General features: G+C 69.3%; 16 protein-coding genes and 3 pseudogenes. 10 read left to right on the forward strand and 9 right to left on the reverse strand.

The genetic code is table 11. The annotated features are described in order from the left end of the window. Window positions 1-25: 25 nt before the first annotated feature. Window positions 26-1177: a M24 family metallopeptidase gene (locus tag ACFPIH_RS51630; RefSeq protein WP_381186607.1), complete on the reverse strand. Its 1152-nt coding sequence runs from the start codon at window positions 1175-1177 to the stop codon at window positions 26-28. A gap of 30 nt (window positions 1178-1207) precedes the next feature. Further along, the gene (locus ACFPIH_RS51635; protein ID WP_381186604.1) at window positions 1208-1717 is read right to left on the reverse strand and encodes a flavin reductase family protein; all 510 of its coding nucleotides are present in this window, start codon (window positions 1715-1717) and stop codon (window positions 1208-1210) included. Window positions 1718-1925: 208 nt separating this feature from the next. Here ACFPIH_RS51635 and ACFPIH_RS51640 point away from each other — a divergent pair, with 208 nt between their 5' ends. From ACFPIH_RS51640 to ACFPIH_RS51675, 8 genes and pseudogenes are all read left to right on the forward strand, one after another. Then, window positions 1926-3338, forward strand: a complete 1413-nt coding sequence (locus tag ACFPIH_RS51640; RefSeq protein ID WP_381186601.1) for an MmgE/PrpD family protein — start codon at window positions 1926-1928, stop codon at window positions 3336-3338. A gap of 198 nt (window positions 3339-3536) precedes the next feature. Beyond that, a complete protein-coding gene (locus ACFPIH_RS51645; RefSeq protein WP_381186599.1) occupies window positions 3537-4853 on the forward strand; it encodes a cytochrome P450 in 1317 nt (438 codons plus the stop codon). A 40-nt stretch (window positions 4854-4893) separates the two neighbouring features. Continuing rightward, window positions 4894-6381 (forward strand): aldehyde dehydrogenase family protein, encoded by a 1488-nt coding sequence (locus ACFPIH_RS51650; RefSeq protein ID WP_381186596.1) that lies wholly within the window; start codon window positions 4894-4896, stop codon window positions 6379-6381. A gap of 55 nt (window positions 6382-6436) precedes the next feature. Next, the gene (locus ACFPIH_RS51655) at window positions 6437-7249 is read left to right on the forward strand and encodes a coniferyl-alcohol dehydrogenase (protein ID WP_381186593.1); all 813 of its coding nucleotides are present in this window, start codon (window positions 6437-6439) and stop codon (window positions 7247-7249) included. 35 nt (window positions 7250-7284) lie between these two features. Continuing rightward, window positions 7285-7482, forward strand: a complete 198-nt coding sequence (locus tag ACFPIH_RS51660; protein ID WP_381186590.1) for a ferredoxin — start codon at window positions 7285-7287, stop codon at window positions 7480-7482. A 5-nt stretch (window positions 7483-7487) separates the two neighbouring features. Then, a pseudogene (locus ACFPIH_RS51665) lies at window positions 7488-7907 on the forward strand (FAD-dependent oxidoreductase); the annotation flags it as partial. Between the two features lie 40 nt (window positions 7908-7947). Continuing rightward, a pseudogene (locus tag ACFPIH_RS51670) lies at window positions 7948-8307 on the forward strand (FAD-dependent oxidoreductase); the annotation flags it as partial. 121 nt (window positions 8308-8428) lie between these two features. After that, window positions 8429-8506: pseudogene (locus ACFPIH_RS51675) on the forward strand (oxidoreductase C-terminal domain-containing protein); the annotation flags it as partial. Window positions 8507-8661: 155 nt separating this feature from the next. Here ACFPIH_RS51675 and ACFPIH_RS51680 read toward each other — a convergent pair. Continuing rightward, on the reverse strand, window positions 8662-9561 hold the full coding sequence (locus tag ACFPIH_RS51680) for a hypothetical protein (protein WP_381186587.1): 900 nt from the start codon (window positions 9559-9561) through the stop codon (window positions 8662-8664). A gap of 29 nt (window positions 9562-9590) precedes the next feature. Here ACFPIH_RS51680 and ACFPIH_RS51685 point away from each other — a divergent pair, with 29 nt between their 5' ends. Together ACFPIH_RS51685 and ACFPIH_RS51690 are read left to right on the forward strand one after the other, a co-directional pair. Further along, entirely contained in the window at window positions 9591-9908 is a 318-nt protein-coding gene (locus ACFPIH_RS51685; RefSeq protein WP_381186584.1) for a cytochrome P450, read from the forward strand. 7 nt (window positions 9909-9915) lie between these two features. Further along, window positions 9916-10542 (forward strand): SDR family NAD(P)-dependent oxidoreductase, encoded by a 627-nt coding sequence (locus ACFPIH_RS51690; RefSeq protein WP_381186647.1) that lies wholly within the window; start codon window positions 9916-9918, stop codon window positions 10540-10542. A 93-nt stretch (window positions 10543-10635) separates the two neighbouring features. On the opposite strand, the gene ACFPIH_RS51695 is transcribed toward ACFPIH_RS51690, so the two are convergent. The 6 genes from ACFPIH_RS51695 to ACFPIH_RS51720 form a co-directional block, all read right to left on the reverse strand. Continuing rightward, on the reverse strand, window positions 10636-11274 hold the full coding sequence (locus ACFPIH_RS51695; protein ID WP_381186581.1) for a TetR/AcrR family transcriptional regulator: 639 nt from the start codon (window positions 11272-11274) through the stop codon (window positions 10636-10638). Window positions 11275-11765: 491 nt separating this feature from the next. After that, entirely contained in the window at window positions 11766-12617 is an 852-nt protein-coding gene (locus tag ACFPIH_RS51700) for an alpha/beta hydrolase (RefSeq protein ID WP_381186578.1), read from the reverse strand. Between the two features lie 22 nt (window positions 12618-12639). Further along, window positions 12640-15114: a SpoIIE family protein phosphatase gene (locus ACFPIH_RS51705; protein WP_381186575.1), complete on the reverse strand. Its 2475-nt coding sequence runs from the start codon at window positions 15112-15114 to the stop codon at window positions 12640-12642. 367 nt (window positions 15115-15481) lie between these two features. Beyond that, on the reverse strand, window positions 15482-15958 hold the full coding sequence (locus ACFPIH_RS51710) for a hypothetical protein (RefSeq protein WP_381186572.1): 477 nt from the start codon (window positions 15956-15958) through the stop codon (window positions 15482-15484). A 48-nt stretch (window positions 15959-16006) separates the two neighbouring features. Further along, the gene (locus tag ACFPIH_RS51715; RefSeq protein WP_381186569.1) at window positions 16007-16420 is read right to left on the reverse strand and encodes a hypothetical protein; all 414 of its coding nucleotides are present in this window, start codon (window positions 16418-16420) and stop codon (window positions 16007-16009) included. A 374-nt stretch (window positions 16421-16794) separates the two neighbouring features. Continuing rightward, entirely contained in the window at window positions 16795-18093 is a 1299-nt protein-coding gene (locus tag ACFPIH_RS51720; protein WP_381186567.1) for a hypothetical protein, read from the reverse strand. Window positions 18094-18102: the final 9 nt, after the last annotated feature.

Genomic DNA, 18102 nt, shown 5'->3' on the forward strand with positions numbered 1-18102 from the left:
CTCGTTCTGTGGGAATCGATCGTTGTCAGTGGGTGGCGAGTGTGAGCCGGGCGGACTCCAGCGCGTCGCCGACCCCGCCCATTCGGATGTTGGCGGCGGCGGTGACGAGATAGGTCTCGCCCCAGAAGAAGGAGTAATGACCGTCGGGTGTGTGTACCCGCGGGTGGATGATCACTGTGTCGTTCTCGTGCAGGACCCGATCGAGGTCCGGCAGCAGCCGGTCCAGCACGAGATCGACGCCGACGGTGTGACCGAAGGGGAAAGAGGTCCCGAAGCCGGCGGCCTCGACCGCCGATTTCAGGGCGGACGCCACTTGGCCAACGGTGGCGCCCGGGCGAAGGACACCGGTCGCGGCGCGGATCGCCGTGACTGCTACGTCCTTGAGCTGTTGCGCCTGGTCCGTCGCCGGGCCCACGGCGATGGTTCGCACCAGTTGGGTGTAGAAGCCCGAGACGGCGGGGGTCATCTCCATCATCACGAGGTCGCCGGGCTCGAGACGGCGCCGTGTCGCCGGCCTCAGCTCGGGGAACGCCCGGCCGGACTCCAGCGGACCGGAGGCCACGATGGTGAAGTTGCGGTTGGCGCCGTTGCGGAAGGTGAAGCTCTCGAACTCCGTGACGACGTCCCACTCGGTCATCCCCGGCTCGATCACCTCCAGCAGGTGCCGGTAACCGGCCGCCGCGAGTTCCGCGGAGCGGAGACCTGCCTCGGCCTCCTCGGAACTCTTGCGGTACCACATGTCCTTGAACGCGCCGGAGATGTCGACCCACTCGACGTCGGGCAGCGCGCCGCGCAGGTGCTCGTACGAGTACGCGGGCACGTTCGACCAGCGCCAGCCGACCCGGCCCGCCGAAATCCCCTTCTCGGTCAGGACATCGCCGAGGAGGGCTGCCGGGGACTGCGTCTCGCCGTAGACCCGGCAGTCCGACGAGGTCGAGAACTGGGCGTGCGAAAGCGACTGCAGGTACGGGCTGATGGTCGTCGGGTCTCCGGTGCGGGGAACGACGGTAGCGCTCAGCCCGGACGCGATGTAGTCGTTCTGCAGGAAGTAGAACTCTTCCTGTGCCGTCGGCGACGGTGCCGGCGCCAGTAGGACGACTGCCTCCAGGCCGAGGTCGTCCATGGTTTCGTGCAACATGCCGCGACGGCGCGCGGTCTCGGTCTCCGAAAAGTACATCCTGGAACCTCCTGATGATGGTGGCGGGGCTCAGACGATCGGGGTGTGGGTTCCGAAGGTGCGCCGGTGGTAGGTGAGCGGTGCGACGCCGGGATCGACTTCGCTGTCCACCACGGCGCCGACGACGATCCGGTGGTCACCGCCGGGCAGGAAGTCCTCGACCGTTGCCGCGACCCATCCGGCGATGCCCGGCAGCCGGGGCAGCTCGTGGTCGAGCGACCAGCTCAGTCCGTCGAACTTGTCGGGGCCCTTGCGGCTCAGCCGGGTCGCGATCGTGGACTGTTCGACCGCAAGCACGTTGACCCCGAACTGCCGTGTGCGCCGGATGAGCGCGAGCAGGTCCGAGTCGCCGTCCAGGGCGACCGCGATGAGCGGCGGGGTCATCGACAGCGAGAGGAACGCGCTGACAGTGGTGCCGTGCGGCCTGGCCCCGTCGAGTGCGGTGACCGCCGTGACGGATCCGGCAGCCTGGGCCATCGTGTCGCGGAAGTTGTCGCGCAGGATGTCGTGCGCCGCTCCTGCTGCAGCGAGGCTCTTCATGAAGCCAGGCTATGGAGCAAGCAATGATTTCTTCCAATGCAATCCATGACGCATTCCTTGCGTCCGGCGCAATTTTGAAGTCGACCAACTTCCCGCCGGACAATTGCACTCAGCGCAATTTCTTGTTCCGACAATGCATTGGCCGTATTGCCGACCTTCGGCCTAGCGTCGAGCCGTACCGGACCGGCACCTTCGATGAGGAGCGGCAATGGGAATCGAGAAAGAGATGGCGTCCTGGGGCGTTCGGACGCGGTACGAAGACCTGCCGGACGAAGTCACCGAGCTGATGAAGACCTTGACATGGGTGATCGCGGGCTGCACGGTCGCCGGCGGGAGTGCCGACGGTTGTGAGGAGGTTGTCGACCTGGTCCGGTCCTGGGGCGGGGCCGAGGAGGCGACGGTCCTGGTGCACGGCGGACGCGTCCCCGCGCACGCCGCGGTCCTGGCCAACAGCACGATGGCGCGTGCCCACGACATCTGCGACTTCGTGATGCCCGGCCAGCACCTCGGCACATCCCTCGTTCCCGTCGCCCTGGCAGTCACAGAACTGGTCGGCGGGCGCAGCGGAGCCGAGGTGCTCACTGCCCTCGCGGTCGGTGCCGAGATCGGCACCCGGCTCGGTCTGGTCACGCGGCACGGCGGGTTCGACCCCAGCGGGGTGGGCACCGTCATCGCCGCCACCGTGGTCGCCGGCCGGCTGATGGCTCTGGACGACGAACAGATGCTCAACGCCATGGCGCTGGCGTTCAACCGCGCCGGCGGCAGCTTCCAGAGCAACATCGATGCCTCCCTGGCGGTGCGGCTCATCCAGGGGTTCTCCTCACGCAACGCCGTCGAATGCGCCCAACTCGCCCTGCGCGGCATGACCGGGCCGAAGCACTGGATCACCGGAGTCTGGGGCTTCCACCACTTGTTCTCGGACCGCCGGGACGATGCCACCCTCGCCGGGCAGCTGGGGGAGCGGTGGACGGTGATGACGATGGGATTCAAGAACTTCCCCGCCTGCGGGGGAACCGGGACGGCGACGGATGCAGCGCTCGCGCTCGCCGAGAGGCATTCACTGAAGGCCGGGGATGTCGAGTCGGTGACCGTGCGGATGGCGGGAGAGCTGCCCTACCTGCTGGTGGGCAGCACCTTCGAACCTGGCCGCAATCCCACGGTGGACGGACAGTTCAGCGTTCAATACACGGTGGCGAACGCCTTGCTGCGGGGCACGCCGACCATGGACGACTTCACGCCCGAGGCGGTGACCGACCCGGCGGTCGTGGCGCTGGCCGGTGCGGTCCGCGTCGTGTATGAGCCCGAGCTCGCCGAGGGCGTCCACCTCGGACGGGCCGCGGTGGACGTGCGCACCACACAGGGCCGGCTGCTCTCGGAGGTGCGCGACGGCATGAAGGGCGGGCAGAACGACCCCCTGGACCGCGACCGGCTCCTCCACGACTTCTGGGACCGGTCCTCCCACGGCGGCCGGCCCGTCTCGGTGGACCGGCTGAACCGCTTCGTCCGGCTGGTGGATCGGATGGGGGACCTGGACGACGCCCGTGAACTCGTTCCGCTGCTGCTCGCGGCGGACACGACGGCCGGGGACGAACGCGAGCTGCAGTCTCTCCACCGCACCTGACAAGCAGCGGCTTCACTTCACGGCTGCATATGGCAGTTCTGTGCTCGACAGGACGACTCTGCCTGCCCACTGACGAGCCGTGCGCCAGGGTTCCGCTTCCCCGGCCAAATGGTTTACCGTGTTCACCAACTTGGTAAACAATGTTTACTTAGATCGTTCGACATCCGTTTCCCCTCCCCCTGAACGGAGCGGTGATCCATGTCCCGCACCACGGACACCCAGGACCTCGACACGGACCCGGCTGAGAACTCCGACACACTTATCGACGATCACGCGCGTGATCTCATCCGTCGACTTTCGGGCGGCGCGGAGCGGCTGGCCTTCCCGATGACGCGCTCCGTGCCCTTCGACCCGCCGCCGGAGTACGCCGCGCTGCGCTCGAAGTGCCCTTTCGCTCCCGCCGACCTGCACGGTCACGACGCCTGGCTGGTCGCCAGGTACGACGACGTCCGCGAGGCACTCCTCAGCGACGCGCTCAGCGCCGACATCACCCGCCCCGACTACCCGCAGGGCCCGGCCGGCAAGGTCAACCGGGCCCTGAGCACGTCCGGTCTGCCGGCCTTCCTGCGCATGGACGCGCCCCTCCACGACGACCTGCGCCGTCTGGTCACCCGCGATTTCATGATCAAGCGGGTGGAGGCCATGCGGCCGAGGATCCAGCAGGTCGTCGACGACCTGATCGACGCCATGCTGGCCGGGCCCAGGCCCGCCGACCTCTTCGAGGCCATTGCCTCGCCGCTGCCGAACATCATCATCAGCGAGATGCTCGGCATCCCGCAGAGTGATCACGCGTTCTTCCAGGACCGCACGACCTACCTCTTCAAGCGGAACGTCTCCGACGGGGAGCGTGTCACCAAGATCAGTGAGCTCAACGACTACGTCTACGGCCTCGTCGACTCCCGCGACGCCGACCCCGACCTCGCCCCCGAGGCCGACATCGTCAGCCGCCTCGTCCACGACCAGCTGCGCACCGGCAAGCTCGACCGCCGCACCGTCCAGGGCATCGCCTTCATCCTGCTCGTCGCCGGCCACGAGACGACCGGCAACATGATCGCGCTCGGCACGCTCGCACTGCTCCAGCACCCCGAGCAGTACCACGCGCTCGGCGAGGACCCCTCCCTCGCTCCGCTCGCGGTCGAGGAACTCCTGCGCTACCTCACCATCCTCAACGAGCCGAACTGGCGGGTCGCCAAGCAGGACACCGTCATCGGCGGCCGGGAGATCAAGGCGGGCGAGGCCGTGATACCGCTGACCTTCTCCGCCAACCGCGACGAGAAGCACTACGACAACCCGGACACCCTCGACATCCGGCGCGGCGCCCGCGACCACCTGGCCTTCGGCTACGGCATCCACCAATGTCTCGGCCAGCCGCTCGCCCGCGTGGAACTCCAGATCGTCTACACCACGCTGGCCCGCCGCATACCGACGCTCAGGCTCGCGGTTCCGCTGGAGGAAGTCCCGTTCAAGACCGACGTGGACATCTACGGCGTCCACGCCCTCCCCGTCACCTGGTGACACCCGTTCCGTGTCCGACCCACTGCAAGGAGGCAGAGGTATGACCACCACGGTTCCCCACAGCGCGCAGGTCCTGGCAGAACCGCGCATGCTCGTCGACGGTCGGCTGGTCGAGAGCGGCGACGACGGAGTCTTCCCGAACATCAACCCGGCGACCGAGGAGACCATCGGCCACACCTTCGACGCGACAGCCGACGACATCGACCGGGCGATCGCCGCGGCCCGCCGGGCTTTCGACGAGACCGACTGGGCCACCGACCACGCCTTCCGCAAGCACTGCCTCCTGCAACTCCAGCAGGCACTGGAGAAGAACAAGGAGCTGCTGCGTTCGGTACTGGTCGCCGAGGTCGGTGCGCCGGTCTCGACGACGCATCACATGCAGCTGGAGACGCCGCTGGGCGACGACCTGCTCTGGCCCGCCCAGGCCATCGACACCTTTCCCTGGGAACGGGACCTGGCGGACAACGACTTCTTCGGAGCACGCAGTTGGCGCAAGGTCCACAAGGAACCGATCGGAGTCGTGGGCGCGATCGTGCCCTGGAACTTCCCCCTGGAGACCACCCTCAACAAGCTCGGCACGGCCCTGGCCACCGGCAACACGGTCGTCCTCAAGCCCGCCGCTCTGACCCCGTGGAACGCCACCCACCTGGGTCGGCTGATCGCCGAGGAGACGGACATCCCGGCGGGTGTGGTCAACATCGTGCCGACCGCCGGCAACGAGCGCGCCCAGCTGATCGTGGACGACCCCCGGGTCGACATGATCTCCTTCACCGGCTCGACCGCCACCGGCCGCCACATCCAGCAACGCGTCGCCCCGATGACCAAGCGGCTGCTGCTGGAACTCGGCGGCAAGTCGGCCCACATCGTCCTCGACGACGCCGACTTCCCACAGGCCCTGGCCTCCTCGGCGTTCCAGGCGTGCCTGCACGGCGGGCAGGGCTGCGCCCTGCAGACCCGGGTGCTGCTGCCGCGCTCGCGCCACGAGGAGGGACTGGAGATCATCGAGACGGCTTTCCGTGCCGTCGCCTACGGCGACCCGACCGATCCGGTCAACATCCAGGGCCCGCAGATCAGCGCCCAACAGCGGGAAAAGGTCGAGGAGTACATCCGCATCGGGCAGGAGGAAGGCGCACGGCTGGTCCTGGGCGGCGGACGCCCCGCGCATCTGACGCGCGGCTACTACGTCGAGCCGACGCTCTTCGCGGACGTCACTCCCGGGATGCGGATCGCGCAGGAGGAGATCTTCGGCCCGGTGCTCACCGTCCTGCCCTACGACGACGAGGAGCACGCGGTCCGCATAGCCAACGACAGCCCGTACGGCCTGTCCGGCGCCGTCAGTTCCGCTTCGCCCGAGCGAGCGCTCGCCGTCGCCTGGCGGATCCGTACCGGCACCGTCTCGATCAACGGTGGAGTGGCCCACGGCGCCGACGCCCCGTACGGCGGCTACAAGGCCAGCGGCATCGGCCGCCAGAGCGGGCTCGAAGGCTTCGAGGCCCATCTGGAGACCAAGACCGTCGCGGGTCTCTGACCCCGATCCCGGGGTCCGCCCCCCTCGTTCACACGAGCCCACGCCAAGGAGAGTCATGATGAAGCCGCACCAGTCCTTCGAGGGAGACCGAGTCGTAGTCAGCGGCGGCGGAGGCGCCGGAATGGGTGCCTCACTGGCCCGCAAACTCACCGGACTCGGCGCCGAGGTCCACGTGCTGGACCTTAAGACGCCGCCGGCCCCGGCCGACGCTCACTTCTACGCGACGGACCTGAGCGACCCGGAGGCGATCAGCGCCGCCGTCGCCGAGATCGGCGGACCGGTCGCGGCCCTGTTCAACTGCGTGGGCGTGCCCGGCAACCGGACCTCACCCCTGGACACCATGCTCATCAACTTCGCCGGCGTACGGCACCTCACCGAAGCCGTCGTCCCACACATCACTCCGGGCGGATCCGTCACCACCATCGCCTCCCAGGCCGGCTCGCACTGGAGCGACAATCTGGAAACCCTGCTTCCCCTGGTCCACACCAAGGGCTTCGACGGCGCGAAGGACTGGTGCGAACAGCATCCGGACGAGATCGCGCTCGCCTACCCGGCGTCCAAGGAGGCCGTCGTCATCTGGACCCAGTACGCGGCCGTCGAACTCGGGCAGAAGGGCATCCGCATCAACTGCACACTCCCCGGCCCGACCGCCACACCCATGACCGCCGACTTCGAGGCGATGACCGGCAAGGAGTTCTGGGACACCTTCCCGATCCCACTGGGCCGTCCCGCCACCCCTGACGAGCAGGCCGAGGTCCTGCTCTTCCTCGGCAGCCCGGCCGCCTCCTGTATCACCGGCACCGCGCTGCTCACCGACGGCGGCACCACCGGCGGCGTCACCACGGGCCTGCTGACCGTCGCGCACTGAACCACCCGTCCCACACGAACAACCGGAGAACCACGATGAAGGTAGAAGTCGACGTCCCCAAATGCGTCGCCTCGGGGCAGTGCGTACTGATCGCACCCGACGTCTTCGACCAGCGCGACGAAGACGGCATGGTCGTCCTGCTCGACGAGACGCCCGCCCCCGAACTGCACGACGGCGTACGCGAGTCGGCGATGGTCTGCCCCGCGACGGCCATCCGCGTCCTGGAATCGTGAGCGCCATGGACCGGGTGGTCATCGTCGGCGCCTCCGCCGGCGGCCTCACGAGCGCCGAGGCACTGCGCAGGCAGGGGTACGAGGGCTCGATCACCCTGATCGGCGACGAGACGCACCTGCCGTACGACCGCCCACCGCTGTCCAAGCAGATCCTGACCGGCGAGTGGGGCCCGGACCGGCTACCGCTCCGCGCTCGCGCCGACATCCACGCGCTCGGCCTGGACCTGCGGCTGGGCCGGGCGGCCACCGGGGTGAGCCTACGGGACCGGACCGTCGCCCTGACCGGCGGCGGGACCGTCCGCTTCGACGCCCTGGTCGTGGCGACCGGGGTACGGCCCCGGCGGCTGCCCGGCAGCGACGGAGTACGCGGGGTCCACGTACTCCGCATCCTGGAGGACGCGCTCGCCCTGAAGGAACAGTTCCTCGCCGGGCGGCGGCTCGTCGTGGTGGGCGCCGGGCTCCTCGGTGCGGAGGCGGCCTCGGCCTCGCCGTCACCGTGCTCGACCCGCGCCGGTACCGCTGGCCCACGCCGTCGGCGAAGACATCGGCCACGCCCTGACCCAGGCACACCACGAGCACGGCGTCGACCTGCGCACCGGGGTGACGGTGCGGGAGATTCTCAACCGCGAGGGAGAGGTCACCGGAGTGGCCCTGGCCGACGGAACCGCGGTACCGGCGGATGTCGTCGTGGTCGGCATCGGGTCGCTTCCCAACACCGAGTGGCTGGAGGACAGCGGGCTGCTGCTGGACAACGGCCTGGTCTGCGACGAGTTCAGCCAGGCCGCGCGCGGCGTGTACGGAGTGGGCGACGTGGCTCGCTGGTACAACCCGTTCTTCGGCACGCGCATGCGCGTCGAACACCGCACCAACGCCGCCGAGCAGGGCCTGGCCGTCGCCCGCAACCTGCTCTGCGAGGAGCTTCTGGTCCGACCAGTACGAGCTGAAGATCCAGGCGTACGGCCATCTCCGCGGCCACGACGAAGTCACCGTGGTCGAAGGACACCTGGCCACCCGCCGCTTCATCGCCGCCTACCGCACCGGCGACCGCCTCACCGGGGCCCTCGCGGTGGGTGTCCCGCCCAAGGCCCTCCGCCCTGGCGGGCCGCTCTGGCCGCAGGCCACACCTGGAACGAGGCCACAGGCGCGTCCGCAGCCGCCCGACAGAAGCGCCCACCGTCGTCACCACGTCCCGTCGCCGAAGGACAGCCCGTGCACAGAACCGACCCGGCCGGCTTCACCATCGACCGCCCCGCCACCGCACCACTGGACCCGCCCCCGTCTCACCTTCAGCGCCGCGCCGAGCAGCGCTTCTGCCCCGTCACCATCCACGACGGCAGGCTCCACCCCTATCTCGTCACCCGCTACGAGGACGCCCGCGCGGTCCTGGGCAGCGGCGCCTTCAGCGCCGACCCCAGCCCCCGTCCGGGGATGCCGGCCTTCCCCGGCTGGCGGGAGGGGCAGCCGCAAGGCCCGCGCGGCTTCTTCAAGAACTACGACGAACCGGTGCACTCCCATATGCGCAAGGCGCTCACCCGGGAGTTCATGGTCAAGCGCATCAACGCGATGCGGCCCGGGATCGAGCGCCTGACCGTGGAGCTGCTGGACGAGATGACCGGGCAAGGACCGTCCGCCGACCTGGTGGAACAGTTCGCCCTGCCCCTGCCCTCGCTGGTGATCTGCGACCTGCTCGGCGTCCCGTACGAGGACCACGACTTCTTCCAGCGGCGTGCCAAGGTCTTCGTCGACCTCTCCGCCGGCCTCGAGGACGTCGTGCAGGCCCAACAGGAGCTCGGTGAGTACCTCGACAAGCTCGTCGCACGCAAGCGCGCCGAACCCGGCGACGATGTGGTGACGCGGCTGGCCGAACAGGTGGACAGCGGGGCCATCAGCGCCCGTGACGCCGCCGACCTGGCCGCGTTCGTCCTTTTCGCCGGGCACGAGACCACAGCGAACATGATCGCCCTCAGTGCCGTCGCCCTGCTGCACAACCCGGATCAGATACCGGCCCTGCTGGCTGGTCCCCAGGAGGCGGCCAACGCCGTCGAGGAACTGCTGCTGCGGTACCTCACCATCGTCCATGGAGGGCTACGCCGCTCCGCGTCAAGGAGGTGGAGATCGCCGGGGTCGCCCTCCAGCCCGGAGACGGCGTGGTCGTGCCCCTCGGTCTGGCCAACCGCGACCCGGAGATCTTCGGCGACCCCGACCGCCTCGACCTGGCCCGCGCCACGGCCCGCAGGCACGTGGCCTTCGGCTACGGTATCCACCAGTGCCTGGGCAAGCCCCTGGCCCGCGCCGAACTCCAGATCGTCCTCCCGGAGATCTTCCGGCGGTTGCCGAAGCTGTGCATCACCGTTCCTCTGGAGGAAATCGACTTCAAACAGAACACCTTCGTCTACGGCATCAACACCCTCCCGGTCGCCTGGTAGGTCACCCATGTCTCCCCTCACCGGCCTCGACGGCCGCACCGCCGTGATCACCGGCGCCGCCTCCGGCATCGGCCGCGCCACCGCCAGGCTGTTCGCCGACGCCGGAGCCGTCGTCGTGGTGGCGGACCTCGACGCCGAGGGCGCCGAACAGACCGTCGCCGAGATCGAGAAGGAGGGCGGGACGGCCCTCGCCGTGGTCGGCGACCTCAGCGACAGCACCGTCATCGCCCGCCTCGTCGCCGTGACCGACGGGCGTTTCGGCGGCACCGACATCCTCGTGAACAACGCCGGGGTGACCGACAGCAAGACCCCGCCCGCACGGGTCGGCGACGAGGAGTGGGAACGCGTCGTCAGGATCAGCCTCACCGCGCCCTTCCTGCTCACCCGCGCCATGCTCCCGCACATGCTTCGGCAACAGCGTGGCGTCGTCATCAACATCGCCTCCGAAGCGGGCCTGCGCGGCGGTGTGGGCGGCATCGCCTACACCGCCGCCAAGCACGGCGCCGTCGGCATGACCATCGGTGTGGCCGAGGCCGGACAGATCGCCTCGGTGGCGCTCTTCCTTGCCTCCGACGCGGCCGACAACGTCAACGGCGCCGTCATTCCCGTGGACGGAGGCCGGGCAGCGCTCTGAGCGAGCCCGTCCACCACCGCGCGGCATGACAGCGGGGAAGGCAACGGCCGCCGACGTCGAGTCCGGTGCCGCCTGCCGCCCCCTCACGCACGGTCAGGTACGTCCGAACAACGAGAACAGCAGGGCATCGCGCAACTCGTCTAGCTCGGACGCGTCGCTGACTTCGGAGACGTTCCTCCACAGGCCGAACTGACCGTGCAGCCCGCTCCACAGCAACTTGGCCGCCAGCCGCGCGTCCAGGTGACCGCCCACACCTGCTCCGGCCTCGCTCAGATACGGCACCGTGGCCTCGCACCAGGCGTCCAGTAAACGTTCCATGGGGTGGCCGACGGACTCCGGCGGTGGGGGAAGCGACGGGCCGGTGAGGAACGCCAGCTCGTAGCGGCGCGGTTCGTCGACTGCGAAGCCGCAGTACGCGTCGACGACGGCACGCAGGCCGGCCCAGGCATCCTCGGCAGGCGCTGACCCGCGTGCGGCGCGCAGCCTGTCGGCCATCGCGGCGTAGACGCCGTCGAGCAGCGTCCACATCAGCTCGTCCTTGTCCCTGAAGTGCTTGTAGATCGCCGGGGCCGTCACCCCGGCCTCACGGGCGACGGCACGCAGCGAGATACCCTCCGGCCGCCCCGCTTCCTCCAGAAGGCGGCCCGCCGCGTCCAGGATCTCCTGGCGCAACCGCTGCCCCTCTCCCCAGCGGTTCGGCATCCGCTTCGCAGTGCCCTGTGAAGCACCCATCGTCGACTCGCCCCTCCTGTCCCGCGTGGCCCTGCCAGTCTCCGGGTGCGGGCTCGCCGTGTCCAAAACCGCCCTCCTGGGTCTCCGTTCCGGTACAGCATGGTTTACGAGGTTCACCAACCAGTAAACGCCATTTACTGACCTCTGGTCCTGCCCTGTATCTCATCCGCTGAATTTCGGACGGTACGGAGCGGCCGACGTTCCCGATGTGTGGCTTTTGACCGGCGCCGGTGAGCCGAGGCGTGACAGCACCCTGGGGCAAGGGCGACCGGGGTGCTGCCCGGCACGTCCTGGTGAGCACCTGCATCGTCGTCCGCTATTTGGTCATTCGGCAGCCGCTCATCACGCGCAACGCCATCCGGAGCGGGCGGGTCGGCGGTGCGTGCCGCCCCGCCCCCGCAACCGCGGCCTCACGTTCTGGTCGGCCGATGCCCGTGCCTGTTCTGGAAGACTCCTCCCGTCGTCCGTCCAATGCCGCGCGATGCGCGACGTCACTCGCCGAGAAGCCTGCGCAGCCAGGCCAGCCGGGCGGCGACCCTGGCCTCGGAGAGTGTGGCCTGCGGGGCGAAGCCCTCGTAGCCGTGGAAGCCGCCGGGCCACACATGGAGTTCGGCGACCCCGCCGGCCTGCCAGTCCCTGAGGCGTAGGCGACGGTCTCGTCCCGGAAGGTCTCCGCGGAGCCGACGTCGAGGAAGGCGGGGGCAGCCCGGCCAGGTCCTCGGCGCGGGCAGGGGCCGCATACGGGGACACGTCCGGGCCGCCGCGCCGGTCGCCCAGCAGCGCGGTCCACCCGTCTCGTTGGACGTGCGGTCCCAGATGCCGAGGCCCGCCATCTGGTGCGCGGACGGGGTGTCGTTGCGGTCGTCCAGCATCGGGCACAGCAGCAGCTGCCCGATCGGCCGCGGGCCCTGGCGGTCGCGGGTCAGCAGGGCCAGCGCGGCCCTCAGACCGCCGCCCGAGCTGACACCCTCGATGACGATCCGCGCGGGATCGCCGCCGATCTCCTTGGCGTACTCGGCCGTCAACAGCAGACCGGCGTAGACGTCCTCGACCGGCGCCGGGTACGGGTGCTCGGGCACCAGACGGTACTCCACGGACACCACGACCGCGTCCAGTTCCCGCGCCCAGTCCAGGGCCATGGCCACGGCGAACCGGTTGTTGCCGAGGATCATCCCGCCGCCGTGGGTGTGGTAGATGACCGGCCGGCCACCGGTTGACGCCGCCGGGCGGCAGATCAGCAGCGAGATGTCGGGGGCGCCCTGTGGACCCGGCACCGTCCGTTCCTCGATGTCGAAGGCCCCGCCCTGGCTCAGCTCTTCGTCGCTGAGGTCCAGGATGTCCATGCTCCGACGCATCTCGGGGATGTCAGCGATGGTGAAGGAGGAGGGTAGTGAAGTTGTCGGAAAGGTTGGCGGGGAGGGTCTGTTGCGCCCAGATGGTTTTGCCCTGGGTGGTTTGGCGGGTGCCCCAGGCCGCTGTGAGCTGGGCGACCAGGAGCAGGCCGCGGCCGCCTTCGTCGAAGGTGCGGGCGCGGCGCATGTGGGGGGCGGTGCCGCTGGCGTCGGAGACTTCGCAGATGAGGTTCCGGTCGTGGATCAGGCGCAGCTGTATGGGTGGGGCGCCGTAGCGGATGGCGTTGGTGACGAGTTCGCTGACGACCAGTTCGGTGACGAAGCCGACGTCGTCCAGTCCCCAGGCATCCAGTTGGGCGGTGGCTTCCTTGCGGGCTGGGGCGACGGCGACCGGGTCGGCGGGTATGTCCCAGGTGGCGACCCGGCCGGTGTCCAGCGCTTTGGTGCGGGCGATGAGCAGGGCGATGTCGTCGGTCGGACGGTCGGGTAGCAGGGCGGCCAGAACGGCGTCGCACAGGGTGTCCAGAGGTGTGGAGGGCTGGGCGAGGGTCTGGCGGAGCAGGGACAGGCCGGTGTCCGTGTCGCGCTCGCGGGATTCGATCAGTCCGTCGGTGTAGAGGGCGAGGAGGCTGCCTTCGGGCAGTTCGATGTCGGTGGCTTCGAAGGGGAGTCCGCCCAGGCCGAGCGGGGGGCCGACAGGAAGGTCGAGGAGTTTCGCGGTGCCGTCGGGGGTGACCAGGACGGGTGCCGGGTGGCCGGCGAGGGCGATGGTGCAGTGGCGGGACACCGGGTCGTATACGGCGTACAAGCAGGTCGCGCCGACATCTCCGGTCGTCTCGGCCCCGAGGCCCGGCCGGGGGGCGTCCTGTGGTTCAGCGGACAGGCGGGCGACGAGGTCATCGAGGTGGGTGAGCAGTTCGTCGGGGGCCAGGTCCATGTCGGCGAGGGTGAGCACAGCAGTGCGCAGCCGCCCCATGGTGGCGGAGGCGTGGATGCCGTGGCCGACGACATCGCCGACGACGAGCGCGACTCTGGCGCCGGACAGCGGGATGACGTCGAACCAGTCCCCGCCCACCCCGGCCCGGGCGCCGGCCGGCAGATAGCGGGAGGCGACCTCCACCGCGGCCTGCACCGGCAGTGCCTGGGGCAGCAGGCTGCGCTGCAGGGTGACGGCGGTGGCGCGTTCGCGGTTGTAGCGCCGGGCGTTGTCGATGCAGACGGCCGCCCTGGCGGCCAGTTCCTCGGCCAGCACCAGGTCGTCCTCACGGAACACCTCGGGGTGCTGGTGGCGGACGAAGACCACGACGCCCAGGGTGGCGCCGCGGGCGGTCAGGGGCACGGTTATCGCCGAGTGCATGCCGAATTCGCGGACCGTGGCGGCCCGGACCCGATCGCGGACCGTCCATTCGGTGATGGCGGGGTCGGTCGCGTGGTGCAGTCGGGCCTGTCCCGACCTGAGGCTCTCGACCGGCGGGGAGCCTTCCGGATAGTCGTCCACCTGGCCCGGAGCGACGACCGCCTCGGGGGTACCCGGGTTCACGGAGCGGTGGGCGACACGCCGCAGTGAGAGCGGGCCGCGCGGCGCGCTCCTTCCCTGCGGCGGCTCATGTACGCCGTCGAGGGAGGCGAGCAGGTCGACGCTGACGAAGTCGGCGAATTCCGGGACGGCCACATCCGCCAGTTCCTGAGCCGTCCGCGTCACGTCCAGGGTGCTGCCGACACGCGCACTGGCATCCGCCAGCAGCACCAGCCGCTTTCGGGCCCAGTACTGCTCGGTTATGTCATGAGCGGCCGCACCCACGCCCCGGACACGGCCGTCCTCGTCCCTCAGCGGGGTGAGGAAGAGCAACCAGGCGTGCTCGCGGCTCTCGCCGGGGACGGTCATGTAGCTCTCCACGGCCTGCGGCTCACCGCTCTGCAGCGCCCGCAGCATGAACCGCTCCAGCCTGGTCACCACCGGATGGTCCAGGGCCTCCGAAGGTTGCAGCCCGCGCACGTCGTCCTCGGTGAGGCCCAGGGAACGAAGCCAGGCCTGGTTGGCCCGGCGCAGGCCCCGCCCGGTGTCGAACACTGCCATTTGGCAACCCGCGACCTGCTCGTGGTGCCGGTTCACGAGAGCGTCGTCCTCGGCCCGGGGCTCCAGCCCGGTCAGTGCGCAGACCAGGAACCATTCGAGCCGCCCGCCCTCCGGCGCCCGTCTGTGCGCCAGGACCCTGGCCTCCAGGCGGTGGCCGTCGCGGTGCCGCAGGGCGATCCGCCCGTTCCACCTGGGCAGCCCCGCGAGGGACCGCAGCTCCCGCTCGTCGATCCCCTCAGCCAGTAGACCGGCGGCGGGCCGTCCCACGAGCTGCGCGGGCGCATACCCCAGCAATGCCTCGGCCCCCGCATTCCACCCGGTCACGATACCGTGCTCGTCGATGGTGACGTTCGCATTGAGCGCCTCGTCGAAGACGTGTGCGGACGGCCCCGGCACCTTGTCGGTGGACATGCGTCCCTCCATGGTTGCCCATCTCGCTCTCGCGGCGATCTTCGCCGCTTTCCATCGTGTGACGCCCCGGCCTCACACATTCAGGCAAACAGGTCATATATCTGCATTATCATGCTTCGGTCGTCCAGGGTCACCCCGGAATGTGCCTGCTCCCTGGGGTGGACTGCACGCGGCGTCTTGATCGCCCGCCCGGGTATCGAGTCCTCCGAGCGCCTCTGCCGGCACTGGTGGAGGATCGAGCGGTCCAACCGCCTGGCTGTTGGCTGCCGCCGCCTCACCTACCGACTGGTCCACCGGCTCCGCCACGCTCGGACAACGACGTACAGGGCCGGCCTTCCGTCCCCTGCGTTCGGGTCTTGGGCGTCGACTAGTGTCCAGCCTGGGTGGTGATGGCGCCGCACTTCGTGCACCGTAGCCCCTCGGCCACCTGGCAGTTGTCGCTGAGCGCGGAGTTGACGACCTCGAAGTCATCCCCAGGGAGTGCCCCGGGCTCACCCGCAGCGGCGGTCTCGGCGCCGCCGGTGAGGAACTCCAGGAGTTCCAGGGGCAGGGCAACCTCGTAACCGCGCTGGTGAACACTACGGATGGCAGCGCCAACCCCATCGGTGACAACAGAGCGGAGACAGCCGTTGTTGGCGGCGGGATCGCGCTCCTCGCCCTCCGGTTCGCTGTACCCGTCCCAGGGAGCCGGCAAGCACTCGATGCCACCTGCGGTAAGGATCTCGTCCAAGCGCTCCCAGAGCCTGCGCACCGGGTTCGTCTCGGGCAGTTCGCGGATGGCCTCAGTCATCAAGACGTGCAGCTCATCCGTGCCCAGTTCGTCAAAGGCGGGTTCCGTGATCACGTCTCTTCTCCCGGGCGTGGATGGTGCATTGGATTGTGCCGGCGGTAGTCAGTCGGTGACGAGGTAGGGATGACCAACCTGCGGCCAGTCCCCGTCGGCGGTGACGTTGTGCGGCCACCGGCACGGGACGGTCTCGATGTGCACGCCGGAATGCTCCTCACAACGGACCCGGTTGTTCGGGGTGACGTCGGGGAGCGGGACTGGGATGACCACGGTCGGCACGGACCCGAGTTCGGCTTCGTCGTCCGCGTGCTGCTCCAGGGCGGCAGAGAGCGCGGTGTCGCGGATGTTGAGAGTCTGGGTCTCGCCATCGTGGTGGGTGACGAGGGCGGTGTCCTCGTAGCTGATCCAGCCCGAGTCGTCCCTGGTCGGTTCGACCGTGACGGAGGTGACGGCCTTACCGGTGGATTCACGGTGCTGGAGGGCTTCAACGGCCGCGGATGTGAGCTTGCTGATTTCCATGCTCAGTTCTCCCGTCTTGCAGTCAGGCGATGCGCTCAACGTGAGCGAAGGTCACGGTCTCGGCAGCGTCGCGGTCGAAGCCGCGTTTCCCGGAGTGGCGGATGAACTGGTACGTCCCGGGCAGAGCGGGCCCAGCGAGCCGGAGCCGCGTGCGATGCGGGCCGATGGTTCGCGCGTACTTGTGGCAGCCACCGTGGTGCAGCGCCGCTGCCCGACCTCCTTGAGCGCCCGAGCGAGCCAGCGCGCGCCGGCGACCGAACTCGGCGCCCTCGCCCTCCCTCGGCGGGGCGTATGAACGTCCCGGGCTCGCCGAGCACGAGGTCGCCGGTTTTTCCCGGCCTCGGCCTTCGAGGTCGCATCCAGTGCCTCACACATCAGGCCACCTCGTTACTGCGCTTGCCCGCGGGCTTCGCGGCGAGGGCCTGCTGCTCGACGTGGCGTGCCGCGATGTACAGGCCCTCGCGGTTCAGGTGCCGCGAGTAGCTCGAGTCGAGGTAGAGCACGGGCACATCGCCGGCGGCCTTCAGCAGCGCCGGGTGCAGCAGGTGCTTGATCGGGCCCGAGCCACCGCCGTAGACGTAGACGACCTCGGTCGTCGCGCCGGCCTGGGAGAGGACGTCACCGAAGGAGGAGGCGATCTCGTCGACCAGGTAGCTGGCCTCGTCCTCGACGAAGCCGGCGGCGCGCTGGTGACGGTTCTTCACCAGCACCGACGGCTCCGCGTGGAGGAAGTCGGCCAGCTGCTTGCGCGAGGAGAACAGCAGCGTGGCGTCCGACTCGCTCATGCGCTCCATGGCGTTCATCAGCGCGGTGCCGTAGCCCTCGTCGAGGGTGTCGGCCGCCTCGGGGTTGAACCGGCCGTCGGTGAAGACCGGGAAGTTCACGGTGCCCTCGCCGACATCGACGCCGATGGTGTTCTGCACCGCCACCAGATCGGAGGCAGAGACACCTTCCACGAGGGACGCGTCACGGGCGCGCAGATCATCGAGCAGGGCCTGTGCGAGCGGCTCGCCCTTGTCGGTGATGGCGAACTGCGCGGAGGCACCCTCGGCCATCACCTGGACGTCGACGAACTGCAGACGCACCGAGACGGGAGTGCTGAAGTTCTTGATCGTCACCAGGTGCACCGTCGGATCCGCGCTGCCCAGCAGACCGATGAACTCGGCGGCGTAGGCGTGGCGACGCGCGACGAACTCAGAGATCGGCAACGCCAGGCCGGCGCGCACCTGCACGCGCAGCTCGTGATCGGGCAGCGCACCGTTCTCGCGGACGTAGTCGCGCAGGGCCTTCGCGGCGAAGACACCCAGGACCAGAACCTTGCTCAGCTCCTGATCGGCCTTGGAGTGCTTACCCAACACCTCGAACTCGGTGAACTTCGAGCCACGCACAGACAGCGCTGCGCGGCCGAAGATCCGGCGGTCCGACGCCGCCACCAGGGGAGTGGTGAGCGAGCAGTCGATCTGGTTGTAGAAGTCGCCGGCCAGCACGGAGGCCGCATCCGCGTCGGGGAGCGGCACCTTCGGCGAGGTGCGGGAAGTCGAGACGACCGCGCTGGGCAGATCGATCTCGTCGAAAATCCCCTGCTTCGTGTTCTGGATGACGCCCTTGACGTAGCCGTTGCCGACGTCGATGCCGCCGGTAAGAGTGATGGTGTCGTTGCTGTTGGCGCTCATGAATTCGGT

The organism is Streptomyces vulcanius, assembly GCF_042653945.1.
In the GTDB taxonomy this organism is placed as follows: Bacteria; Actinomycetota; Actinomycetes; order Streptomycetales; family Streptomycetaceae; genus Streptomyces; species Streptomyces mangrovi.